Consider the following 15,460-nt stretch of genomic DNA (forward strand, 5'->3'; position numbering starts at 1 on the left):
AATGGTTCACGATCTGCCCATTCTGCTCGTTGAGGACGACGTTGTGGACGTTAAGACCGTGAAAAGGGCCTTCAAGGAGAACAGGATCACCAATCCGCTGTACATCGCCGGGAACGGCGAGGAGGCGCTGGCTTTCTTGCGCCGGGAAGGGCAGTTCAACAACCCGGAGGCCGCCCCCCGGCCCGGCATAATCCTGCTGGACCTGAACATGCCGGTGATGAACGGAATAGAGTTCCTGAAGGTGGTCAAGGCGGACGAAGACCTCAAAAGGATTCCCGTGATAGTGCTCACCACCTCCAAGGAGGAAAATGACAGGGTAAATTCCTACAATTTAAGCGTTGCCGGGTATATTATTAAGCCCGTGGAATTCGACAAATTCGTGGAAGCCGTGAAAACGATAAAGCTGTACTGGAGCCTTTCCCTGCTGCCTGACAATGGAGGCGGGGCCTGATGGGCGAGGAGAAACTGCGCGTCCTTCTGGTGGACGACGATAAAATAGACCGCATGGCCATCGAAAGGCTGGTGCGTGAAAAGGGGCTGCCATACGACCTGGTGATGGCCGGGTCCCTTGCCGAGGCGATGGAGAGGATAAGCGAGCGCGTCTTCGACGTGGTGATGCTCGACTATATGCTAGGCGACGGCACTGGGCTTGACATCCTGCGCAAGGTGAAGGACACGCCGGTGTTGTTCGTCACCGGCTCCGGGGACGAGGGGGTGGCCGTCACAGCCATGAAGATGGGGGCCTACGACTACCTGATAAAGGACCCGGAAAGAAGGTACCTTGCCGTCCTCCCTGAGACGATCTCCAAGGTGGTGGAAAGGCGGAAGGCGGAGGACGCGGTCCGCAAGCTGTCGCGGGTGGTGGAGCAGGCGGCCGACAGCGTCATGATAACCGACGTCAACGGCGCGATAGAGTATGTCAACCCTTCCTTTGAATTGCTCACAGGCTACTCGCTTGGCGAGGTGGCGGGGCAGAACCCCCGCATGCTCAAGTCCGGCGTGCACGACAATCTGTTCTACGCCGGGCTGTGGGGCTCTATAATGTCCGGATCGGCCTTCCGGGGCGAAGTGTACAACAAAAAGAAAAGCGGAGACATATATTGCTGCGAGTCCATGATCACGCCGATCAAGGACGCCTCCGGCAGGATAACCCACTTTGTCGCCACCTCCAGGGACATAACCGAGCGCAAGAGCGCGGAGATGGAACTGCGCAAGGCCAAGGAGGCGGCCGAGGAGGCCACCAAGCTTAAGGACAAGTTTGTGTCTCTCGTCTCGCACGACCTGCGTAGCCCCCTTTCCTCCGTGATGTCGCTTCTTAACCTTGTGAGGACCAGCCGCGGCCAAACCCTGGACGCCGACACGAAGAACATCCTGGAGACTTCGACCAAGTCCCTCGAGAAAATGGTGAATCTTATAGAGGAACTGCTCAACATAAGCCGCCTGAAGACGGGGAAACTAAAGCCCAGGCCCAGGTTCTTCGACGGATCGGAGATGGCGGGGGCCATTGTGGCCATTTACGAGAACGCCGCCAAGGTCAAGCAGATAAAAGTGGTCAACGAAGTTCCTGCTGGGACGCGGCTTTTCGCCGACATGACCCTGTTCCAGGAAGTGCTGGAGAACCTGGCGTCCAATGCGGTGAAATTCTGTTCCGCCGGGGACACCATAAAGCTTTTCATCCCCGCCGGGGAGCCTTCCACGGTGGCGGTTTCCGACACTGGCGAAGGGATAGACCCTGTGACGGCCAAGCGTATATTCAACTATGAGGACAAGACCTCCACCATCGGCACCGCCGGAGAGGTGGGCACCGGGCTTGGGCTTCCCCTTTCCAGGGACATAATGCTGGCCCACGGCGGATGGCTTTCCGTGGAGTCGGAAAAGGGGATGGGGGCTGTGTTCCACGCCTTGCTTCCGGACATAAAGCCCAGGGTGATGCTGGTGGAGGACGAAGGGCTGGTCCGGCAGATCATGGCGGACATGCTTACAACCAGCGGCCTTGAAGTGATCCAGGCGGCGGACGGCGAGGAAGCGCTTGAAAAGATCAAGACCGCCAGGCCGCACATCGTGGTGACGGACCTGATGATGCCCAGGATGGACGGCTTCGAGCTTATCCGCCTGCTCAAGGAAAACCCGGAATACAGAGACATCCCCATCATCACCCTCACCGGGGCCGGGCAGACGCATATGGACAGGGCCTTGTCGCTGGGGGCGGACGATTTTGTGACCAAGCCGGCCCGGCGCACGGAGATGATTCCCCGCCTGCAGCGGCTTATCGGCGTGTTCTAGCCTCCCCCGTCACTATCCGCGAAAACTCCTCGAATCCGGTCTGCTCGATCAGTTTCCAAAGACGCGCGTGCGAGCCTCCGCGCTCCCGGGCAAACGATATGATCCGGCCGATGACCGCCAGCACGTCCTCTTCGGACTCCATTATGGCAAGCCGCACCCCAACCTTGGGCTTTAGCCCCGCCGCGCCTCCCACCTTTATCTCGTAGCCGTCCGGATGGCCGGTCACCCCGATATCCTTTGTGGCGGGTTCGCTGCACGAGCGGGCGCATCCGGCCACGCCTATGGAAAGCTTGGCGGGGAGCGTTTCGCCCCTGAAGCGTCTGTCTATCTCCAGCGCAAGCCCCAGCACGGGGCGGACGAACCGCTCGCAGAAGGTTTCGGCGGAACACATTTTCACCGGGCGCACCCCGGCGAACCGGAACGTGTTGCTCTTCGCGCCTGTCTTTTCCTCCAGATTGGCCGGATGGCGGGGCGTGTCCCACACGAACACGATCTCGCCGGTGAGTTTGACGTTGGTTGCGCCCTCTTGCTCCATAACGCGCGCCAGCTCTTTTAATTGCGCCGCCGGGATAACCCCGGCGGGGATGTACGGGGCGAATATGGCGCGGCTCCTTCCGGGATTATCACCCTCCGGGGCCGCTGGATGTTTTTCGCAGTGTCCGCCCATGAGCTAGAACCTCTCTCCGGAAGCTTCCCGCGCCTGGCTCCCAACCGCGCGGATGCGCGACCAGATGTTCCAGCAGAACAATACGCCCGAACCGATCTGCAAGGCTCCCCCCGCCGCCACAGGCGCCCAAAAGTGGCCGGAGGGCCAGACCGCCATAGAAAGCTCGCCGGCGGCGCGCATGGCGGTGCCGATGGTGATCAGCCAGTAATTTATCTCCGCAATGCGCGGGCTGTAGCGCAGGTCCTCCCTGGCGGGGCGGGGGAACATCCAGTAGGCCACCCCCATGATGAGCATGATGACAAAGCCGAACAGGGTAAGATGGGTGTGGGCCGAGATTATAACGGGATTTACCGCCCACCCGGCCAGTTGGGAGGCGAGCGTCCAGCCTCCAAGGGCCAGGCCGCACAGGAAAAACAAAAGCGCCGTCTTCACATAGCGGCGCGCAAGTCCGAACATTATATGATCCGTCTTAAAGCTTGTTAATGGCTGGTTTTCATTTTATTCTTAAAGCCGGTCCGGTACATATGATTTTTGGCATATGGAGGCAAATCCTGTGAGATTATTCGCCGCCGCGGCGGTGGCCCTGGTCATACTGTCCACAAACGCCGGCGCCGCCGAAAAGAAAAGCGCGGGGGTGGAAAGCCAGATCGAAAGCCTCCGGGATGACCTGCGCCAGGAATCGGAGCGCCGCCGGGAACTGGAAAAACTTATCGACGACCTTACCCGGGAAAAAGACAACGGCCAGCCGCGCCAGCCCCAGGAAAGAGAGATGGACGCGCCGCCCGCGATGGAGATGGACGATGAAGGGGACGCCGGGGAGCCGGCCGAAGAGTCCGTTGACAGGATATGGAAGGGGATGGAGTTCGCCGGGGGCGTGACCGGCGTTGTGCAGGGGACGTCGGCGGGCGGGGGGCGGGCCTCCAGCGAGAGGACCGGCTCTTCATACAGCGCCGCCATGGAAATGATTTACCATCAGGATGACAATTATTATCTTATAACCAGCCTCACCGCGGACTCGGGGCTGGGGGGCAACGGCAAGTTCGCCACGGACATCATGCCCGATTACGGAGCGCGCCGCACCGAGGGGAGGGGCGGGGCCGAGCAGGTGGCCCTCACCCAGGCGTTTTTCGAGGGGCTTTTCCTTGAAAGGAAGCTGGCGGTGAACCTGGGGAAGCTGGACATACATTCCCTGTACGACGAGAATATCCTGGCCGGGAACGAGAACACCGGTTTTCTTTCCGGCGCGCTGAACCGGGCCGCCGGCACTGTTGGCCGGGCGCTCGATTACAACAACACCGTGGGGGCCAGGGCGCTCGCCTCCCTGTCGCAATGGGCGGAAGCGCAGGTGATTTACGCCCATTCCGGGCTTGACGGGCTGGAAAGTTCGCCGTTTTCCGTGTTCCAGTTCACGTTGCGGCCGGGCCTTTTCAACCTGGAGGGGAATTACAGGTTTTACGCGGCGCATGATGGCCGGGTGTACCACGACGCCGCCGGCAATGAAAAAAGCGGCCTGGTGTACGGATTTAACTTCGACCAGTTCATCACCGACAACGTCGGCTTTTTTTTCCGCTGGTCCGCCCAGGCCAAGGATGTGCGGGAAAACAGGGTGACCGCGATGTATTCGGGGGGGCTGACGCTCACCGGAGGGATGTGGGGGAGGGTGGACGACCTTTTCGGGCTCGGATACGCCAAACTGGAGCTTAACGACACGCCAGCGCAACCTTACGAAGGGGGGCAGGGCGTTGTCGAAGCTTACTATAATGTGAAGGTGAACCCCATGGTGTCCGTTTCTTTTGACGTCCAGTTCCACTCCATGCTGCCCCAACCCAAAGACAGGGACATGACGGTGGCCGGAGCGCGCGCGAGGATTGATTTTTAAGGCCTGTTTTTTATCGGTTCGCCGGTTGCAATTTGGGGCTATTTAAAGTAAATTGTACGCCTAAGTACGCCGTATCCAGTTAGCTTTTCTTCAAACCGAGTCTTTATCTACGGGGGGATTGTGACCAGGTTAATATCCGCAGCGCTATTGACTATCGCCATTTCATGGCCCACTTTCGTTTATGCCGCCGAAGAAGCCGCTTACACGCCCAAAAACCCGGCGGTCCTGGCCACGCTGGCGGATGACGACACCGTTAAGACCCTTTCCGCCAACTGGCTGGAAAAGCAGAAAAGCGAGGAGGCGGCCGGGGTGGACGTTTCGGGCAAGCCGTCGTTCTCCGCGGCCTTCTGGATAGTGATCGTGGCGGTGATGGTGCTCATCGTGGCTCCGCTGGTGGTCTCCTTCGGCGCGGCGGCCAAGAAAACGAGCATAAGCTTGAAGCTGTACAACAGCCATGGGAGCCTTGTGATCCTGGCGCTGATACTGGGGGTGACCGGATATCTGTATATCAGCAGGCTGACGTCGGTTTCCGCGCTGGACAAAAGCTTCCTCGGCTTAAACAACATGGTCAACAAACTAAACCTGGCGCAAAGCAACTTCCTGCTGTACGGCTTTAAGAGCAAGGGCTACGCGGACAAGCAGGTGTCGCAGATAAAGTCCATCGTGGAGGAGTTCGGGGCCGACTTTAAGAACATACAGGCGGATTCCCACGCGGGGCCAGAGGAGCTTGCCATAGTGGACAAGATGAGAGAGTCCACCTCCAGCTACGAAAAGAGCTTTGGCAGCATGGTGAAGGCGTACACCGCCATGTATGACGCCCATATGAAAAGCGACCTTTTGTCCGATGAGATCGCGTCGTCCCTTTCCGACGAAAAGGGGGGCTCCGGCGCTCTTATAAGGCTTCGGCAGGTGGAGACGGCCAAAGCCCAGTTCGACGTGCATAAGAAACTTTCCAATGTGGAGGAGATGGCCGATGAATTGAGCCGGTTCATGCCGCAGGCCGGTTCGATAAAGGGGGCCGACCAATATAAGCAGCTCCTTGTCCAGCTTGTAAAGCAGACGGCGGAGGTGGAGCGGGAGACGGCGAAGATGTCCGGCGTGGTGGCCACTATGCGCGGGCTGACCATGGCCGGGATGAAACAGCTTGGGGGCAAGGCGGACACGTTGTTCACCGAGGCGAACACCGCCTCTTCCGTGCTTATCGTGATGGCGCTGATGGTGGGCATAATCCCGACGGTGATAGTGACCCGCTCGATCACCCTTCCCATGGGGCAGGTGGTGCACATGATCCAGGAAATGGGCAAGGGGCACCTGGAAGAGCGGCTCAACCTTGGCCGGTCGGACGAAATAGGGCAGATGTCCAAGGCGATGGACGATTTCGCGGACAACCTGCAGTATGAGGTGGTGGCGGCGTTAGAGCACCTGGCGGAGGGGGATTTGACCTTCGAGGCGATGCCCAAGGACCAGAAGGACGCCATCATGGGCGCCGTGAAAAGGACGGTGGAGGACCTGAACAACCTGATGGTCCAGATAAACATGGGGGGGGACCATATCGCCTCCGGGTCGGCCAAGCTGTCCGAATCGAGCCAGGCGCTCTCGCAGGGCGCCTCGCAGCAGGCCTCGGCGCTGGTGCAGATAACAAGCTCGCTGGAGCATATCGCCTCTCAGACCGGGAAGAACGCGGACAACGCCTCCCAGGCCAACAAGCTGGCGCATCACTCGCTGGGGGCGGCGCAGGAAGGCAACTCCCGGATGAAGGACATGGTGGCCGCCATGGCGGAGATAAACCAGTCCAGCCAGAACATATTCAAGATCATCAAGGTGATAGACGAGATCGCGTTCCAGACCAACCTGCTTGCGCTCAACGCGGCGGTGGAGGCGGCCCGGGCCGGCAAGCACGGCAAGGGTTTTGCCGTGGTGGCCGAAGAGGTGCGAAACCTGGCCGCCCGCAGCGCCCAGGCGGCCAAGGAGACGGCGGAGCTTATTGAAGGTTCCGTCACCAAGACCAAGAACGGCGCCGAGATAGCCGACAACACCGCGGCGGCCCTGGAGCTTATCGTCGCCGAGGTGACCAAGGTGACCAGCCTCGTGGGGGACATAGCCGAATCGTCCAACCGCCAGGCGCAGGGGATCAGCGAGGTGAACCGCGGCCTTGGCGAGATAGACAAGGTGACCCAGCGCACAAGCTCCATCGCCGAGGGGACCGCTTCTTCGGCCATGGAGCTTTCCAACCAGGCCGTGCGGCTCAAGAACATGCTGTCGCGCTTCAAGCTGTATGAAAACGGATCAATGGCGCCCAAGGCGCTGGCCGCCGCGCCCGAACCCGCCGCCAGGGCGGCCTTGCATGCGCAAAAGGCGGAATCCGCCAAAAAAGAGGCGCCCAGGCCCTTCACCGCGCCTTCCGCCGCATCCAGCCAGAGGATAAAGTGGGATCCTGCCATATACGCCACCGGCGTGTTCGAGATGGACGAGCAGCACAAGCGGCTTATCCACATATTGAACACGCTTTACGACCATGAGCATTCCGGCGACACAAAGCTTGTCGGCGAGACGCTAGGCTCCCTGCTCGAATACGCCAAGACGCACCTGTCCGACGAGGAAGAGTTGCTCCAGAAGGTGAAATTCCCTGAATACACGGCGCACAAGAAGTTACACACCGACCTGCTCAACGACGTGACCAGGCTGTATGGGGACTACGCCGAGGGGCGCACCCCCAGCATTCTCAAGCTGCTGGGATTCCTGCGCAACTGGCTGAACAACCATATCCAGCGGGACGACAGGAAATACGGCGACTTTATCGCAAAGAACGAAGGGGCCGCCCTCGCCGCGCCAAGGAACTCTGGCGCGAAGAAGGTCATCTCACTGGACGACGACGATTTCTCCTCGTTCTAGCAGCCGGACTTGCCGCAGCCGCAGCTTTTGGGGGCGTTGGGATTGTTGACGACGAACGAAGGGCCATAGGCCCCGTCCGCGAAGTCTATTTCCGATCCGGTCAGTTGCGTCAGGGAGTTGGGGTCCACAAGCACCGATATGCCGTTGGAGTCGAACCGCGCGTCCCCCTCGCCTTGAGTGTCAAAACCCAACTGGTATTGGGGCCCGCCGCATCCGCTTCCGGCGATGGCGATCCGCAGGTTTTTACCGGCGGCGCCCGATTCGGTCTGGACTTTGAGTATCTGTTCGGCGGCTTTCTGGCTCACAGTGATCATTTAAACAACTCCTTATATTTGGCGACGCCGCTATTTTCCCCGGAAGGGCCGATAGCTTCATCAGTAAATAACATTTATAAATTATAACAGCCGGTCCGGCCCCCGGTCAAACCGGGGGCGAATTGGGTAGTGTTTCAGTTTGCTATTTGATGTCATGCTGAGCAACGCGAAGCATCTCCCTATAGTTTCGATACTTTTTCAAAGTGGATTCTTCGCTATCGCTCAGAATGACAAACTGAGACACTACTGCGAATTGCGGACGCCCGCCGCCGTTAACACTTTCACCCGCCGCCCGGTCTGGTCTATCATTATTTTATGAGCATGAAACCGGCCGGTTCGCCATTTAATCTGGACGACAGGGAGACTTACGAGCGGTGGAAATTCCGCAAGCTCGCGGAAAGCCCGAAGTCCATCGGCGACCTTATGGTGGAAGTGGCCGATCCCGCAAGAATAACCAAGGCCGAGCGGGCCGCCATACTGGAGCGAATAGTCAGGGCAAATATGGCCATATACATCACCGGCAAGGGCGAAGACCCGGACAGGGAGATACCCCGCGCCGTGATGCGGCAGTTCAATGCGGTCCGATACGACAAAAACCCGGAAGCGGACGAAACAGGCGTCACCACCATCACCCCGAAAGAAGATATCGCCGCCACCGCCGGATACGATTACATCCCGTACAGCTTCAAGCCGATCCAGTGGCACACGGACGGATATTACAACCCGCCGGAACGGCTTGTGCGCTCGCTGATCCTCCATTGCGTCAAGAACGCCGCCCGGGGAGGGGAGAACGAGCTTATGGACCACGAGATGCTGTATATACTGCTTCGCGGCAAAAATCCCGATTACATCCGCGCCCTGATGATGGAAGACGCCATGACAATCCCCGCCCGGATGGAAGGTGGAACCGTGGCCCGGCCGGACCAGCCGGGGCCGGTGTTCCGGGTGGACCCGGCGGACGGGTCGCTTGCGATGCGATACACCCACCGGATAAAAAGCGTTGTGTGGAAAAAAGAGGCCCGGGAGGCGATGGAAGCTATCCGCGCCATTCTTGCCGCCCCGTCGCCGTATATACTGCGCGGGACGCTGGAGCCGGGCTGGGGATTATTGTGCAACAACGCGCTTCACACCCGCGCCGCCTTCGAGCATAACCAAAGCGGCATGGAAAGGACGATGTACAGGATACGTTCGTTCGACAGGCTCAGGTGAGGGTATGGACATTAAAGTTTCTTGACAGACGCAAGCGGCAAGAACAATGTCGCTGGCGAATCCGGCAAGGCGATAAATCCATGATGCAAATAGAATTTTCGCGCTGATTCATCCTTCGCGTCGGCGATCAAGGCGTATGCCGCCACATCCGATTTGCCGGCCCGGATCAGCGCGTCGGCCAATAGCGCGCCGCCGAGCCCCCGCCCCTTGAAATTATTGTCCACCGCCAACCGGCCCAGGCGCACCACCGGCACAGAAGGGTAGCGCGGCAACTTGTTTTTAACTCCGCCGGGCAGATCGGTGAGCGGCACACTGGCCGCCGACAATGTGTAGTAACCGGCTATGATGTGGCCGCTTGCGACGGCGATAAAACACTTTGTCACCCGTCTGCGGATGTCCTGTGTGACTTGCTTTTGGAAGTAACGGTCGAGCGATTGAGTCCCGCATTCGAATGTTGAGCGGTCATCCTCAACGTCGAGGGGGCGGATGCGCAAGCCCACTATTCTTTTACAAGTTTGCGGCGGCGGGCAAAAGCACGTTTTAGCGCGGGCGCCGTTTTGGGCGGCGACAACAGCGCTTTGGCGAAACATTCCTGGTCGTCCATGGTCAACCTGATGATCCCCGCCTGTTCTATGGCCCGCTCGGCGGCTTCCTGCACGGCGGAAACGACGAAATCGGTCATGGTCCTCCCTTGGAGTTCGGCGGCGCGTTTTAACATGCCGTGCAGGCCGGAGCTTATCCTGGCTTCAAGCCTGGCGCTGGAAATCGCTGTTTTCATAAGCATGTCCTCCTGGATTGAATGTACGGCAAATAGCCGTATTAGTCAACAGACGTTTGGCTGTCCGCCACAGCTGGACGCCGGCGCCGCGCAGCGTCACTCCAGATAAACGCTCTCTTCCCCGGCGATCTGTTCCACGGAGGCGATGAACGTGTCGCTTGGGGCCACGGCCACGCCGCGGGCGCGGATGGTGATCTCCCCCCGGCCGGGGGAGACCATGTGCAGCGACACCGGGCATTTCCCCTTGTGCCGCTCGAACACGCTTTTAAGCTCCTTTAACGTCTCCTCCTCCAGCCCCGGGGTGGACATGGTCACGCGAACCGCGTTGGCGAACCGCTCCTTGGCCTCGGTGAACGCCATTATCTCCTGCGCGATGATCTTCACAGTGTTTTTCTCGTCGTCCACGTCGGCCGTCCCCTTGATGAAAACCGGTTCATCCCGGTCGAGAAGCTCAACGGTCTTCGCATAAGTGTCCGGCCAGACGATCACCTCCATTATTCCGTGCAGGTCCTCTATGGTGAGGTAGGCCATGATGTCGCCTTTTTTGGTGGTCTGGGTCTTGCGGGCGATCACAACTCCGCCGATCCGGAGCTCGGCCTTGTTCTGGGCGTTTTCGATGGTGGAGGAGTTAAATGTGGCGATCCGTTTGAGATCGGCGGAATGTTCGTTTAGCGGGTGGCCAGATATGTAAAATCCGAGCGCCTCTTTTTCGTAGCCCAACCGCTCTTTCTCGCTCCATTCCGGCGCGCCGGCAGGTTTTTGCGGCGACGCCTCCATCGCTCCTCCGAATATGTTGAACTGGCCGATCTCCCTGTCCCTCTGCGTCTTCTGGGCGGAGGCCATCACCTCCTCCGCGCTCGCCAAAAGCGACGAGCGGGACTTTTCCAGCGAGTCGAACGCGCCGCACTTGACCAGCGCCTCCATCACCCGCCTGTTGAGGGCGGAGGCCTCCACCGACTCGGCGAAATTAAGGTACGAGGTGAATTTTCCGTTTTTCTCCCTCGATGCGATTATGGCGTTCACCGACGATGTCCCCAATCCCTTCACCGCCGCCAAGCCGAACCGGATACCCTCCGGGGTCACCGAAAAATCGTTCATCGACTCGTTCACGTCCGGCGGAAGCACCTTTATCCCCATATCCCGGCATTCCTGGATATAGCGGATCACCTTGTCCGAATCCCCCATTTCCGAGGTGATCAGCGCCGCCATGTACTCTGCGGGGAAATGGGCCTTCAGATACGCCGTCTGGTAGGCCACGAGGGCGTAACAGGCGGAGTGGGACTTGTTAAAGCCGTACTCGCCGAACTTTTCTATCTGCGCCCACAGCGTCTCCACCTTTTCCCGGTTAAAGCCGCCGCCCACAGCCCCGTCTATGAACTTCCCCTTAAGGTCGGCCATGAGGTTGGCGTCTTTCTTGCCCATCGCCTTTCGCAGGCTGTCCGCCTGGCCCAGGGTGAATCCCGCCAGCATGTTGGCGATCTTCATCACCTGCTCCTGGTACACGATGACCCCATAGGTCTCCCGCAACACAGGTTCGAGCTGCTGGAACGAAAGCTCCACCTTCTCGTGGCCGTGCTTGCGGCGCACATACTGGTCGGCCATGCCGGAGTTTATGGGGCCGGGGCGGAACAGGGCGACGAGGGCGATGATGTCGAAGAAATCAGTCGGCTTCATCTTCCTGATAAGGTCGCGCATGCCGGAGGATTCGAGCTGGAACACGCCGAATGTCTTGGCGGATCCCAGCAGTTCATAAGTCTTCTGGTCGGCCAGCGGTACTTCCCCGATGTCGAACGCTTTTTCGTGCGTGGCCCTGATCTTTTTCACGGCGTTGTCTATCACCGTGAGGGTGCGAAGCCCCAGGAAGTCCATTTTCAAAAGCCCCAGCTTTTCGATGTCGCTCATCTGGTACTGGGTGGTGACGTCGTGGCTGGACTGGTTCGGCTTGAAAAGGGGCATGAAGTGGGTGAGCGGCTCCGGGCTTATCACCACACCGGCGGCGTGGGTGGAGGCGTGGCGGGCCGTCCCCTCCAGCGAGCGGGAAATCTGGACAAGCTGGGCCACCTGGGGGCTTTCCTCGGCCAGTTTTTTAAGCCTCGGTTCGCGTTCCAGCGCGTCGTCTATGGTTATCTTAAGCTCGTTGGGGATGAGCTTTGCGATCTTGTCCGCCTCGGCGTAGGGCATGCCCAGCACGCGCGCCACGTCGCGGATCACCGCCTTCGCCTTCATCTTCCCGAAGGTGATGATCTGGGCCACGTGGGTCTGGCCGCCATACTTGTCCCGGACGTAGTTTATTACCTCCTCGCGCCGGTCCATGCAAAAGTCTATGTCTATGTCCGGCATGGAGATACGCTCCGGATTGAGGAACCGTTCGAATATGAGGCCATACTCCATCGGGTCTATGTCCGTTATCCGCAGAGCGTAGGCCACCATGGAACCTGCGGCGGAACCGCGCCCCGGGCCGACGGGGATGCCGTGGTCGCGCGCGTACTTTATGAAATCCCACGTGATAAGGAAATATCCCGAAAAGCCCATCTTGCCGATGGTATCAAGCTCCCACTTTAACCTTTTTACATACTCGGCCTTTTTCGCTTCCGGGAAAGGTTTTCCGGCCTTTTCCGCCTTTATGAACCGAAGCTCCAGTTCATGAGCGGCCATCTGTTCCAGATATTCGTCCAGCGTCACGTCGCTTGGCGCCGGGAAGCGGGGGAGGTGGTATTTGCCGGTGTCGAAGGTGAAGTTGCACTCCTCGGCGATCCTGATTGTGTTGCGCAGCGCATCGGGTATCTCGCCGAAAAGCGCGAACATCTCCTCGGGCGACTTGAAATAGAACTGGTCCCCGTCGTAACGGAGCCGGTTGGTGTCGCTCAAAGCCTTGCCCGAGCCGATGCAAAGCAGGGCGTCGTGGGCGGCGGCGTCGTCCCGGTTAAGGTAATGGGCGTCGTTTGTGGCCACCAGCGGCAGGTCCATGTCACCGGCAAGCTTTACCATAAGCTTGTTCACCGCCCGCTGGCGCTCCATCCCGTGGTCCTGAAGCTCCAGGTAGAACCGTCCGGGGAACACCGATTTGTAATAGTCCGCCGCCGTCTTCGCCTGCGCCACGTTGTTTATGGAAAGATGCCGCGCCACCTCGCCGTGCAGGCAGGCGGAAAGGGCGATGAGCCCGTCGGAATGGGCGGCCAGAAGCTCTTTGTCCACCCTCGGCTTGTAATAAAAGCCTTCCGTGTACCCGGCGGTGACGAGCCGGCAAAGGTTCTGGTAACCCTTTCGGTTTGTGGCCAGAAGCACAAGGTGGTAATAGCGGTCGGAATTCTGGTCGGAAGATGCCGGGTCGCGGTCGAATCGGGAGGCCGGGGCGATGTACACCTCGCAGCCTATGATCGGTTTTATTCCCGCCTTGGTGGCCTTGGTGGCGAATTCGAACGCGCCGAACATCGCCCCATGGTCGGTGAGCGCCACGGCCGGCATGGCGAACTCGGCCGCTTTTTTGAGCAACGGGCCGAACTGTATGGCCCCGTCCAGCAGGCTGTATTCGCTGTGCAGGTGGAGATGGACGAACTCGCTGTGTTTGGTCAAGGTCATCTGGCGCACGGCCTGCGCCGCTCCTCACCGGAAAATCCCCCCGCGCGGGTCAAGCTATCATGTCCTTCGGGCAATTGAGCGTTGTCAGGGCCTGCCGGGTCTGCACATACTGCCGGCTTGCGTCGTCCTTGCTGCGGAAATAGGCGGCCTGGACCAATTCGTCCTTGCTATCGGGCAGCCCTTTGAACCATTTGCATTTGGCCACAAGTTCACGGGCCAGCCATTCCATCTCGCCGGAGACGGCGGCCCACTTGTCCCCCGATGCGCCATAACGCCGCGCCAACGCCATCCCGACAGGGCCTGCCTCCACCAGTTTGTGGTTGATCACCTGCAGGATGAAAAGCTCCCGCTTTTCTTTGGGCAACCCTTCCACCACCTCGTTGAACTGCGCCGCCGCCGGCTGCGCCTCGGCATTGTCCGCCGAGCCCATGGCGGTGAAAATCTTTTCCGAGCTTTTCCGGGCGCGGCGTATGTCATCCTGGCTTATGAAAAGCAGCCGCATGAAGCTGTTATAGTCCTCCTCGCCAAAGCCGCGGCGCATCTCACGGTAGCTTTTGTTGTCCTTTATCACCCCCATGAACCAGTCCCGGCTTTTGCCCGAAAGCTTTTCTTTCAACGATTCGCCGAACACCTGGCGCACCAGCCCCTTGGACTCCCCGTCCTCGAAGGCCGACGGCCAGTCCACCACCCGGATGTTTGTCATGTACTTGCGGGCGATGTTGTTGCAAAGCTCCTCCTTCTCCGCCAGGAAGTCCGCGCCGAACACCGTCCGCAGCGCCTGCAGCAATCCTCCCACGATCTGGCGGGGGATAACGCCGCGCACATGCTCGTCCCGTATCCGAAGGTTCAGGAAAATGTCCTGGCGCAGCGGGAAATAATTGTCTATCTGGCGGACGAGCACCCTGCCGAAATAATTGTTGCGCAGCTTGTCCACCTCCACCAGGGCGATGATCTTCTTTATCTCCTCGGCCACGGCGGCGGCGCTTTCCATGTTCATCTTTTCCGACTCACGGGCGATGCCCCCCATGGTCTTGCGAAGGGCATCGGCCATGGCGGCCTGCAGATGCTTTCGCACCATGGGGCCGTATTTGAGGTCCGCGGCCAGCACTTCGTCCAGCGACTTGTTCAGGTCCGACGCAAAGGTTTTCAGGGTGGAGGCCACAAGGCTCCGGAAAAAGTGGCTCGTCACCTCCGGCGGCAATGGCAGGCGTGCGTTTGCGTCAAATACGTCGGACATCTTGAATAGGCTCTATAGGGGAATGATCAGGTCACAAACAGCGGCCGGGAGGAAAAGAATCAATAATCCTCGTCCGGCACATCGTCTATTATAAGCCTGTCCGGCCCCGGCACAAAGCCCTCCTCATCCTCGGCGGGGAAGGTCTCTATGTCCTCCAGCGGCGTCGTCTCTTCCTCTTCACCACCCTCGAACTCGTCCACCACCACTATGGGCTTGGGAGCCTTTGTTGAAGGGCGTTTTGGCGCCTTGCGCTGGTCCGCCCCGCATTTTGGGCACACAGGCTCCGGCTTTTTCATGGTGTAAAACTTCACGCCGCACTGATAGCAGGTGTATTTATCGCCAAATTTTGGATGAGCCATAACTCGAAAAAACCCGAAATATAAGGTTGAAAAACATCAAGCCGGTTCAAAGCTTGACGTATGTGATACCCAAATACGAGAGAAAAGGCAACAATTATTTTACGGCAAGGAAAAACAGGCGGTTAGGAGGAGGCGCAACTGGCTCAAAAGGGTTGCGGATTCATCTTTTGTTACGCTTGAGTCCCGCCGGCGTTTCCACTTGGAAAGGAAAGCTTTGGATATACCAATGATCGTTAACAAACTCACCCCTCCCTGAAGGGGAG

General features: G+C 59.1%; 13 protein-coding genes. 5 read left to right on the top strand and 8 right to left on the bottom strand.

All coding sequences use genetic code 11. The annotated features are described in order from the left end of the window. Position 1 precedes the first annotated feature (1 nt). Positions 2–451 carry a response regulator gene (locus HZB29_10445; protein MBI5816010.1) on the top strand — a complete coding sequence of 150 codons (450 nt, stop codon included), beginning with the start codon at positions 2–4 and terminating at the stop codon, positions 449–451. Continuing rightward, positions 451–2,283 carry a response regulator gene (locus tag HZB29_10450; protein MBI5816011.1) on the top strand — a complete coding sequence of 611 codons (1,833 nt, stop codon included), beginning with the start codon at positions 451–453 and terminating at the stop codon, positions 2,281–2,283. Before HZB29_10445 ends, HZB29_10450 begins: the two co-directional genes overlap by 1 nt. Here HZB29_10450 and HZB29_10455 read toward each other — a convergent pair. Continuing rightward, a complete protein-coding gene (locus HZB29_10455; protein ID MBI5816012.1) occupies positions 2,267–2,950 on the bottom strand; it encodes a hypothetical protein in 684 nt (227 codons plus the stop codon). The genes HZB29_10450 and HZB29_10455 overlap by 17 nt on opposite strands. Before the next feature lie 3 nt (positions 2,951–2,953). After that, entirely contained in the window at positions 2,954–3,406 is a 453-nt protein-coding gene (locus tag HZB29_10460; protein ID MBI5816013.1) for a cbb3-type cytochrome c oxidase subunit I, read from the bottom strand. A 97-nt stretch (positions 3,407–3,503) separates the two neighbouring features. Between HZB29_10460 and HZB29_10465 the strand changes: the two genes are divergently transcribed. Both HZB29_10465 and HZB29_10470 read left to right on the top strand, forming a co-directional pair. After that, a complete protein-coding gene (locus tag HZB29_10465; GenBank protein ID MBI5816014.1) occupies positions 3,504–4,829 on the top strand; it encodes a carbohydrate porin in 1,326 nt (441 codons plus the stop codon). 120 nt (positions 4,830–4,949) lie between these two features. Beyond that, complete coding sequence (locus HZB29_10470; protein ID MBI5816015.1) at positions 4,950–7,721, top strand: bacteriohemerythrin; 2,772 nt, start codon at positions 4,950–4,952, stop codon at positions 7,719–7,721. On the opposite strand, the gene HZB29_10475 is transcribed toward HZB29_10470, so the two are convergent. Next, complete coding sequence (locus HZB29_10475; protein ID MBI5816016.1) at positions 7,718–8,035, bottom strand: iron-sulfur cluster assembly accessory protein; 318 nt, start codon at positions 8,033–8,035, stop codon at positions 7,718–7,720. The genes HZB29_10470 and HZB29_10475 overlap by 4 nt on opposite strands. 321 nt (positions 8,036–8,356) lie before the next feature. Here HZB29_10475 and HZB29_10480 point away from each other — a divergent pair, with 321 nt between their 5' ends. After that, entirely contained in the window at positions 8,357–9,244 is an 888-nt protein-coding gene (locus tag HZB29_10480; protein MBI5816017.1) for a TauD/TfdA family dioxygenase, read from the top strand. 11 nt (positions 9,245–9,255) lie between these two features. Here HZB29_10480 and HZB29_10485 read toward each other — a convergent pair whose 3' ends face one another. The 5 genes from HZB29_10485 to HZB29_10505 form a co-directional block, all read right to left on the bottom strand. Next, positions 9,256–9,834: a GNAT family N-acetyltransferase gene (locus tag HZB29_10485; GenBank protein ID MBI5816018.1), complete on the bottom strand. Its 579-nt coding sequence runs from the start codon at positions 9,832–9,834 to the stop codon at positions 9,256–9,258. Further along, positions 9,744–10,022 (bottom strand): DUF1778 domain-containing protein, encoded by a 279-nt coding sequence (locus HZB29_10490; protein MBI5816019.1) that lies wholly within the window; start codon positions 10,020–10,022, stop codon positions 9,744–9,746. The genes HZB29_10485 and HZB29_10490 overlap by 91 nt, the downstream gene beginning before the upstream one ends. A gap of 96 nt (positions 10,023–10,118) precedes the next feature. Continuing rightward, entirely contained in the window at positions 10,119–13,601 is a 3,483-nt protein-coding gene (dnaE, locus tag HZB29_10495; GenBank protein ID MBI5816020.1) for a DNA polymerase III subunit alpha, read from the bottom strand. Positions 13,602–13,650: 49 nt separating this feature from the next. Further along, the gene (locus HZB29_10500; GenBank protein ID MBI5816021.1) at positions 13,651–14,838 is read right to left on the bottom strand and encodes a hypothetical protein; all 1,188 of its coding nucleotides are present in this window, start codon (positions 14,836–14,838) and stop codon (positions 13,651–13,653) included. Positions 14,839–14,897: 59 nt separating this feature from the next. Next, the gene (locus tag HZB29_10505; GenBank protein ID MBI5816022.1) at positions 14,898–15,197 is read right to left on the bottom strand and encodes an FYDLN acid domain-containing protein; all 300 of its coding nucleotides are present in this window, start codon (positions 15,195–15,197) and stop codon (positions 14,898–14,900) included. Positions 15,198–15,460 lie beyond the last annotated feature (263 nt).

The sequence above is a fragment of the Nitrospinota bacterium genome, from assembly GCA_016235255.1.
Lineage (GTDB): Bacteria > Nitrospinota_A > UBA7883 > UBA7883 > JACRLM01 > JACRLM01.

What these genes read in the sequence shown, in the direction of transcription:
- HZB29_10445 (MBI5816010.1), top strand. Translation starts at nt 2, where the DNA reads ATGGTTCACGATCTGCCCATTCTGCTCGTTGAGGACGACGTTGTGGAC.
- HZB29_10450 (MBI5816011.1), top strand. Translation starts at nt 451, where the DNA reads ATGGGCGAGGAGAAACTGCGCGTCCTTCTGGTGGACGACGATAAAATA.
- HZB29_10455 (MBI5816012.1), bottom strand. Translation starts at nt 2,950, where the DNA reads ATGGGCGGACACTGCGAAAAACATCCAGCGGCCCCGGAGGGTGATAAT.
- HZB29_10460 (MBI5816013.1), bottom strand. Translation starts at nt 3,406, where the DNA reads ATGTTCGGACTTGCGCGCCGCTATGTGAAGACGGCGCTTTTGTTTTTC.
- HZB29_10475 (MBI5816016.1), bottom strand. Translation starts at nt 8,035, where the DNA reads ATGATCACTGTGAGCCAGAAAGCCGCCGAACAGATACTCAAAGTCCAG.
- HZB29_10480 (MBI5816017.1), top strand. Translation starts at nt 8,357, where the DNA reads ATGAAACCGGCCGGTTCGCCATTTAATCTGGACGACAGGGAGACTTAC.
- HZB29_10485 (MBI5816018.1), bottom strand. Translation starts at nt 9,834, where the DNA reads ATGTTTCGCCAAAGCGCTGTTGTCGCCGCCCAAAACGGCGCCCGCGCT.
- HZB29_10490 (MBI5816019.1), bottom strand. Translation starts at nt 10,022, where the DNA reads ATGAAAACAGCGATTTCCAGCGCCAGGCTTGAAGCCAGGATAAGCTCC.
- dnaE (MBI5816020.1), bottom strand. Translation starts at nt 13,601, where the DNA reads ATGACCTTGACCAAACACAGCGAGTTCGTCCATCTCCACCTGCACAGC.
- HZB29_10500 (MBI5816021.1), bottom strand. Translation starts at nt 14,838, where the DNA reads ATGTCCGACGTATTTGACGCAAACGCACGCCTGCCATTGCCGCCGGAG.
- HZB29_10505 (MBI5816022.1), bottom strand. Translation starts at nt 15,197, where the DNA reads ATGGCTCATCCAAAATTTGGCGATAAATACACCTGCTATCAGTGCGGC.